At 48.8% G+C, this 6,868-nt stretch carries 10 protein-coding genes; 5 read left to right on the top strand and 5 right to left on the bottom strand.

The annotated features are described in order from the left end of the window. Positions 1 to 56 precede the first annotated feature (56 nt). Genes ACW14G_RS21690 through ACW14G_RS21675 form a run of 4 tightly spaced genes read right to left on the bottom strand, consistent with a single transcriptional unit; the run spans position 57 to position 2,302 of the window. Positions 57 to 518 carry an NUDIX hydrolase gene (locus tag ACW14G_RS21690; protein ID WP_223802361.1) on the bottom strand — a complete coding sequence of 154 codons (462 nt, stop codon included), beginning with the start codon at positions 516 to 518 and terminating at the stop codon, positions 57 to 59. 57 nt (positions 519 to 575) lie between these two features. Further along, positions 576 to 905 (bottom strand): curli assembly chaperone CsgC, encoded by a 330-nt coding sequence (csgC, locus tag ACW14G_RS21685; protein WP_223802362.1) that lies wholly within the window; start codon positions 903 to 905, stop codon positions 576 to 578. Between the two features lie 57 nt (positions 906 to 962). Beyond that, on the bottom strand, positions 963 to 1,751 hold the full coding sequence (locus ACW14G_RS21680) for a hypothetical protein (protein WP_455648788.1): 789 nt from the start codon (positions 1,749 to 1,751) through the stop codon (positions 963 to 965). A gap of 44 nt (positions 1,752 to 1,795) precedes the next feature. Then, positions 1,796 to 2,302 carry a curlin gene (locus ACW14G_RS21675; protein ID WP_249021990.1) on the bottom strand — a complete coding sequence of 169 codons (507 nt, stop codon included), beginning with the start codon at positions 2,300 to 2,302 and terminating at the stop codon, positions 1,796 to 1,798. Positions 2,303 to 2,999: 697 nt separating this feature from the next. On the opposite strand from ACW14G_RS21675, the gene csgD reads away from it, so the two are divergent. The 4 genes from csgD to csgG are packed head-to-tail and all read left to right on the top strand — an operon-like array spanning position 3,000 to position 5,330. After that, positions 3,000 to 3,650, top strand: a complete 651-nt coding sequence (gene csgD / locus ACW14G_RS21670; RefSeq protein ID WP_163448798.1) for a biofilm master transcriptional regulator CsgD — start codon at positions 3,000 to 3,002, stop codon at positions 3,648 to 3,650. A gap of 2 nt (positions 3,651 to 3,652) precedes the next feature. Continuing rightward, on the top strand, positions 3,653 to 4,042 hold the full coding sequence (gene csgE, locus ACW14G_RS21665; RefSeq protein ID WP_163448797.1) for a curli production assembly/transport protein CsgE: 390 nt from the start codon (positions 3,653 to 3,655) through the stop codon (positions 4,040 to 4,042). A 9-nt stretch (positions 4,043 to 4,051) separates the two neighbouring features. After that, positions 4,052 to 4,465: a curli production assembly/transport protein CsgF gene (csgF, locus tag ACW14G_RS21660; protein ID WP_163448796.1), complete on the top strand. Its 414-nt coding sequence runs from the start codon at positions 4,052 to 4,054 to the stop codon at positions 4,463 to 4,465. A 19-nt stretch (positions 4,466 to 4,484) separates the two neighbouring features. Further along, positions 4,485 to 5,330: a curli production assembly/transport protein CsgG gene (csgG, locus tag ACW14G_RS21655; protein WP_163448795.1), complete on the top strand. Its 846-nt coding sequence runs from the start codon at positions 4,485 to 4,487 to the stop codon at positions 5,328 to 5,330. Between the two features lie 20 nt (positions 5,331 to 5,350). On the opposite strand, the gene rluE is transcribed toward csgG, so the two are convergent. After that, on the bottom strand, positions 5,351 to 6,013 hold the full coding sequence (rluE, locus tag ACW14G_RS21650; RefSeq protein WP_249021989.1) for a 23S rRNA pseudouridine(2457) synthase RluE: 663 nt from the start codon (positions 6,011 to 6,013) through the stop codon (positions 5,351 to 5,353). A gap of 215 nt (positions 6,014 to 6,228) precedes the next feature. Here rluE and ACW14G_RS21645 point away from each other — a divergent pair. After that, on the top strand, positions 6,229 to 6,868 hold a 640-nt coding region (locus ACW14G_RS21645; protein WP_455648787.1), incomplete at its 3' end, for an isocitrate/isopropylmalate family dehydrogenase.

Here is a 6,868-nt window from a genome sequence, read left to right as displayed (position 1 = left end):
CATTGGAATACTCACGACATTGGACTTCAAGGCGGCATATTCTAGCACGCAGCCCGTTACTTGGCACCCTCGGTAAACGGCCAGTTAAACGCGCCAATTAATGACAGCGGATAGCGCTCGTTCTGCTGATAGCAACGGATGCTTTCCGCCACCAACGCAGAGCGCAGATTTTTCGCCTGAAGGATCTCTTCCGCGCTGACCCACAGGCAGCGATCGATATCACTATCGTGCGGCTGGGTAGGGCACAGATCGTTAAGTTCAATCGCAAAAAGGAAACGCAGAAACGGCGTACGGTCCGGGGCAATCCACTGGTGCAGACGGATAAAGTGCTGCGGCGTTGCACGAATGCCGGTCTCCTCCCATAGCTCGCGTTCGGCGGCCTGTACCAGCGTTTCATCGGCTTCCAGATGGCCGGCTGGCTGGTTCCATAGCGCTTTACCGTTGATGGTTTCTTCAACCACGAGAAATTTGCCTTTGGCGTGGACCACGCAGGCGACGGTAACGTGAGGTTTAAACATGCGGCATCCTTATCGGGGGAGAGAGACGATAAGGATATAAAGAAGAGGTGGGGGAAATCAAACCTTCGCCGGTGAACTCCAGCTCTGTTGTAAAAGAATGCCTTTATTATCGCTTAAGGTGACGGTGATTTGCGTCCATTCGCCGTGGGGGATATCCAGCATCATGCTGGCTAGCGGCTGCGGATGCTGCCCTTTTATAATCACATTGCCGCTCTGGCTGCTGTTGCTCTGCCCCGATTGCCCCTGATGAATCACGTTAATGGTCATCTGGCAGCTGCAGTCATCCGTCAGCGTGGCCATGGGGGTAACCACCAGCGTATCGTCCTGCTGTTGGGTTTCAAACCACAGCTGGTTGCTGAGCGCAGCGGCAATAAGCAGAAGATGCATAATCGGCCTCGTCATTGAGAGAAAAAAGCCGGATGAATATTCATCCGGCTATGTGGGTCAGTTCTGATTAACGAAAGAGGTGTTGCCGAGACCGGATTGTTGAACGTAGGTCACAGCGGTGTTGTGTGTCTTGTTGACGTTACTGAAGTTACCGGCATTCGTCTGAGCGACTAAGATAGCTGAATCATTAGCGCTTTGAGTGACGTAAGATTTGTTCGAGCCCACAGTCTGCTGTACATCCACAATACTGTTTTTACCCGCCTGAACAATATCAGACAAATTGAGGTTGCCTGTCTGTAGCACCGAACTTGAATTACCGGTACCGGATTGTTTAACGCCGGAGCTGTTGGCGATGCCGTCTTGTGACACCACAATCGCATTACCCGCGCCGCCCAACTGCTGTGTTGCCGAAGAGGTATTATTCGTACCTTTCTGAGTCACACTGATTGAACTGGTTGTACCGTTCTGTGTGGCCAAAGATTGGTTACCCGTACCATATTGGTTGACGAATACCGCGCTTTTGGTCGCCGTCTGGTTTACCGTGGAGCTACCATAATTGCCGTACTGATGGACATCAATGACGGATCCTGATGAGCTTGCCTGGTTAGCCTGGGAGAAGTTGCCGGTGCCCGGTTGGTAAATATGGATGGCCTGATCCCACTTGCCGTTTTGCGGCACGATAGGTGCTTTGCCCGTAATCAGCGGGATGTCTGGAAGCGTAACGCCAGAGCCGCCGGAGCTACCCCCTCCTGGAGGCCAACTACCACCGCCTTTATCCTCATTCCCGGCGACTGCGACTCCAGAGACTAACAGCGATGACAAAATAACAATTTTCCACGTTTTCATTGAGATACCCCATAGGTTTAGAGATTGGTCAATCAGTTAAAACACTAATTTTGGGTAATACGAATTGCCATTCCTGCCGAATTTTGCACAACGGCCGCGCCGCGGCTTGTGCCTGTTTGATTAATCTGCGTAATATTGCCAACGCCTTTGCTGACAATCTTCGCAGAGTTATCAAAACCGGTTTGTGTAACATCCGCCTGATTTGCCGATCCTACCTGGACCAATACAGCAGAATTATTCGTCCCTGATTGACTCACCGTCGCGTTGTTACCGTTACCGTATTGAGCTATTGCCGCGCGATTATTAAAACCATTTTGGTTTAATATCGCGTTGTTATATCCACCAACCTGGGAAATAGAACCGTAAATATGCGAGCCTGACTGATTAATAGCCGCGTTATTACCACTGCCATGTTGACCAGTAATCGCTACCATATCGTAGTTCTGACGATATTGATTCAGCCCCGAAAACTCAGAGCCAGCAAGATCGCCTCCCGCGGTCGCCAGATATGAACAGCCCAATAAGGGTATTATTAATAACCACTGTTTCATAATGGCACCTTGATTTAACCAACGGTTAAAGTCAGGAGTTAAACCAGCGATACCTTAATCCGTGACGGAGTGCGGTAGCGCTGATTTATGGATTGAGTATGTCCAGGAGATATATTCCCTGTTTTCGCCTGGATTACGTATTTTGAAAAGACACGTCAGTCAATAGTATGAGGTTCCAGGGATGAGATAGCAGGCGCGGTGTGGTAGTCAGCCCATGTTAATTAGCCCGGCGAGGGTGACTGGGTAAACGTATTTGTTGTAGATCCTAAGCTAAATTATTCCACGCTAAGCCCCATCGTGGAAAATAATGTTTACAGCGAGCGCCATTTTCGGCAGCAGATGGCATATCTTGAATCGTCTGGAGTGTAAATACGCATACTAATACAGTCCTTATGGGAAAGGATAAAACGCATTTTTTATATAAATCATAATGAATAACGCATTTTTCTGAAATAAAATGACATTTTCTTGTTACATTTTGAAACACAAATAGTTCTTGCGATAAAAATTCGAATGTCTAGATTGAACTGTATTGCAGCACTTTGGGAAGAAGCATGACTTCTGTGCTTTACACCCTTTATTGTCATACCTATTAATTCAGCAACTACACAGAACCGCGACTCTTTCTGCATATGCATATTACCTGCATAGCAGAAAGAGTCCGCGTTCAGGGCAGCAATCGGGATGGGATTTCATAATGCCGAAAGAAACTGAACAGGTGCATAACGATATTTTGCTGTTAATAACAAGACCGTCATTGCAGGCAACTGCTTTGGTTCATCAACTCAAAACATCGTTACCAATAAATGTCAAAATACAGAATGTTCAAAGAATGCTTGAGCAACCTGACGCCGAGCGCATTCTGGTTCTGTTTGATCTGAGTGAGTCAGATAAAAAAAGAACGCTACTCTGGCAAAGCGAACTCCGGCGATTGCGAGAAAAAGTCAAAGTATTGTTGATTAATATGCCAGAGGACTATCACTTTCATGAGGTTGAGTCCTGGTTTGGAATCAGTGCCGTTTTCCATCTTTCCGTAGATGAACAGACTTTAGTGAATGGCATTCGCAATGTCATGAACGGTGGTTGCCATTTCCCTCACGATCTTACCAGCTATCTTATTAATCAGTCAGGCAGTTATCGATACCATGACGATACCAGCGGCCTGACACAACGCGAGAAAGATATTCTTAATAAACTGCGCATGGGCGCTTCTAATATTGAAATTGCCCGTCTGCTATTTATTAGTGAGAATACTGTGAAAACACATTTATATAATCTTTTTCGCAAGATATCTGTAAAAAACAGAACGCAGGCAGTTACCTGGGCCAACGAAAACCTTAGACGCTAATCATGAAAAAATTGATAGTGGTAATGGTGGCATTAATGATGCTACTGGTAATCCGCGCCAGCGCCGCAGCAGAAATAGAAGTGCCGGGGCTGGTGACGGATAATACTATCACTCGCGTGGGGCACGATTTTTATAGAGCATTCACCGAACACTGGGAGGAAGAATACCCCGGCGCCATTACGATTAATGAACGGCCCAGCGCCCGATGGGGCAGTTGGATAACCATTAAAGTCGATCAAGATTTATTGTATCAGACGTTCTTATTTCCTGGTCACAATGACTTTGATAAACAAGTTAATGTCGCACTAGCCTCCGTGTATGAGGCTTTGCAGAAACGCGCCATTAATAAAGCGTTATTAAATACCGGCGACTTAACCAAAGATGAGTTCTAGGAGCATACTATGAAAGTGCTTTCTCTGATTCTTGGCATTGGTTTTTTATCTACAACCGCCCAGGCTGGGAACCTGACCTTCCAGTTTATTAACCCTAATTTTGGCGGCAACCCCAATAATGGTTCTTTTTTGCTTTCGGAGGCTAACGCGCAAAACTCCTATAAAGATCCAAATGCTTACGACTGGAGCAGCGCAACATCAAGCTCATCGCTTGATAATTTCACCTCTGCTGTTCAATCGCAGCTCCTTGGCAGCCTGATGGGCAACCTTTCTAGCGGTAAACCCGGACGGCTGGTGACGAAAGACTTTATTGTTGATATCACCAATACCGATGGTCAATTAATGATGAATATTCTTGATCGCTCTTCCGGAAAAACTTCCTCTATTCAGGTCAGCGGCCTGAGCAGTGTTTCAACATATTAATCAGTGGCGAGATGCTGAGATGAAAAATATAACCGGCGTTGTGGTCATTTTAATTAGCCTTTTGATGTTGACGGGCTGCATTACCTCTCCACCTAAACAGGCGGCAAAACCCACGCTGTTGCCGCGCTCGCAGAGTTACCAGGATCTAACGCATCTGCCGCCACCGCAGGGGAAACTGTTTGTCTCAGTTTACAATATCCAGGATGAAACCGGGCAGTTCAAACCCTACCCGGCGAGTAACTTTTCAACCTCGGTCCCGCAGAGCGCCACCGCCATGCTGGTTTCGGCGCTGAAAGACTCCAACTGGTTTACTCCGCTGGAGCGTCAGGGACTACAGAACTTGCTCAATGAGCGCAAAATTATCCGCGCGGCTCAAGAAAATGGCACTGTCGCGGAGAATAATCGCAGTCAGCTGCCATCGCTGGTGGCGGCAAATATCCTGATTGAAGGCTCGATCATCGGTTACGAAAGTAATGTGAAATCGGGCGGGGCGGGGGCGCGATACTTTGGCATTGGCGCCAGCACGCAGTATCAGCTCGATCAGATCGCCGTTAACCTGAGGGTGGTTAATGTTAGCACGGGCGAAGTCCTTTCTTCCGTGAATACCAGTAAAACCATTCTCTCCTACGAGTTCCAGGCCGGCGTATTCCGCTATATCGACTTCCAGCGTCTGCTGGAGGGGGAAGTGGGGTATACGGTGAATGAACCGGTGATGCTGTGCCTGATGTCGGCCATTGAAACCGGCGTCATCTATCTGGTCAATGACGGGATTAGCCGAAACCTGTGGCAACTGAAGAATGCCTCAGATATCAATTCGCCGGTACTCGAAAAATACAAAAGTATCATCGTTCCCGATATTTCCTGATATCTAAGGCCTGGCGAGCACTATTCGTGCTCGCCGCTGGCATCCCGCCATTCGCCGTTGCCGAGGTTGTCGAGCGTGTAGCCACCCATTGCATAACGAATTAATCGCAGCGTCGGGTAGCCTACGTGAGCGGTCATCCGCCGTACCTGGCGATTGCGGCCTTCATACAGCGTCACTTTCAGCCATGCCGTCGGGATGGATTTACGCTCGCGTATCGGCGGGTTACGCGGCCACAGCCACTCGGGTGCGTCCACGCGTTCGATACCGGCCGGTAGCGTTGGCCCATCGTTCAGGGTGACGCCATGACGCAATGCCTCTATCGCATCGTCCGTCGGTTCTCCTTCGACCTGAACGTAATAAATTTTCCCCGTCCGCTTACCCGGCTGCGTGAGCCTGGCCTGTAAGGCACCATCGTTTGTTAACACCAGCAGGCCTTCACTGTCGCGGTCAAGACGTCCGGCAGCGTACACATTTTGCACGGGAATAAAATCTTTCAGCGTGCTGCGGCCTGCTTCGTCGGTAAATTGCGGCAAAACATCATAGGGTTTATTGAACAGAATGACGCGTTTTGGTTGGTTATCCCGGCGCGGCTTAGCGCCTTGTTTCGAGCTGAATCGCTCAACCCGGTGTTTTCTAAAAGAAGTTTTAATCATAGTATTTTCAGGCTTTATAGATTCGCGCATTATAGCCTAAGAACGAGAGTCTTTCATGGCGCCAAACAATCAGGTAGTATTGACAGGCTTATTACAAAACATTAACAAAAATGCTCTAACTCTTTGTGTTGCAGGAAGACGGTAAGACAGTGCATCTCCAGACTCGGTGGAGTGGGTGTAGTAGCGGCAAGAACCTGTGGCGTAAAGGATGACGAGCACACCAGTAGCGCTCGAAGGAGAGGTGAATGGAAAGCAAAGTAGTTGTTCCGGCGGAAGGTCAAAAAATCACCCTGAAAGACGGCAAGCTGAATGTGCCACACAATCCGATTATCCCATTTATTGAAGGCGACGGTATCGGCATTGACGTGACTCCGGCAATGCTGAAAGTGGTTGATGCCGCTGTTGAGAAAGCCTACAAAGGCGAGCGTAAAATTTCCTGGATGGAAATTTACACCGGGGAAAAATCCACTCAGATCTACGGCCAGGACGTATGGCTGCCAGCAGAAACGCTGGATCTCATCCGTGATTACCGCGTTGCTATCAAAGGCCCACTGACCACGCCAGTTGGCGGCGGCATTCGTTCTCTGAACGTTGCGCTGCGTCAGGAACTCGACCTGTACGTTTGTCTGCGCCCGGTTCGTTACTACCAGGGTACCCCGAGCCCGGTTAAACACCCAGAACTGACCGATATGGTTATCTTCCGTGAAAACTCCGAAGACATCTACGCGGGTATCGAATGGAAAGCGGACTCCGCGGATGCAGAGAAAGTGATCAAATTCCTGCGCGAAGAGATGGGCGTGAAGAAAATTCGCTTCCCGGAACATTGCGGTATCGGCATCAAGCCGTGCTCCGAAGAAGGGACCAAGCGTCTGGTGCGTGCGGCGA

The organism is Kluyvera sp., from assembly GCF_965301105.1.
The sequence above is the reverse complement of the archived record's forward strand: the minus strand, read 5'-3'. Positions and strand labels throughout refer to the sequence as shown.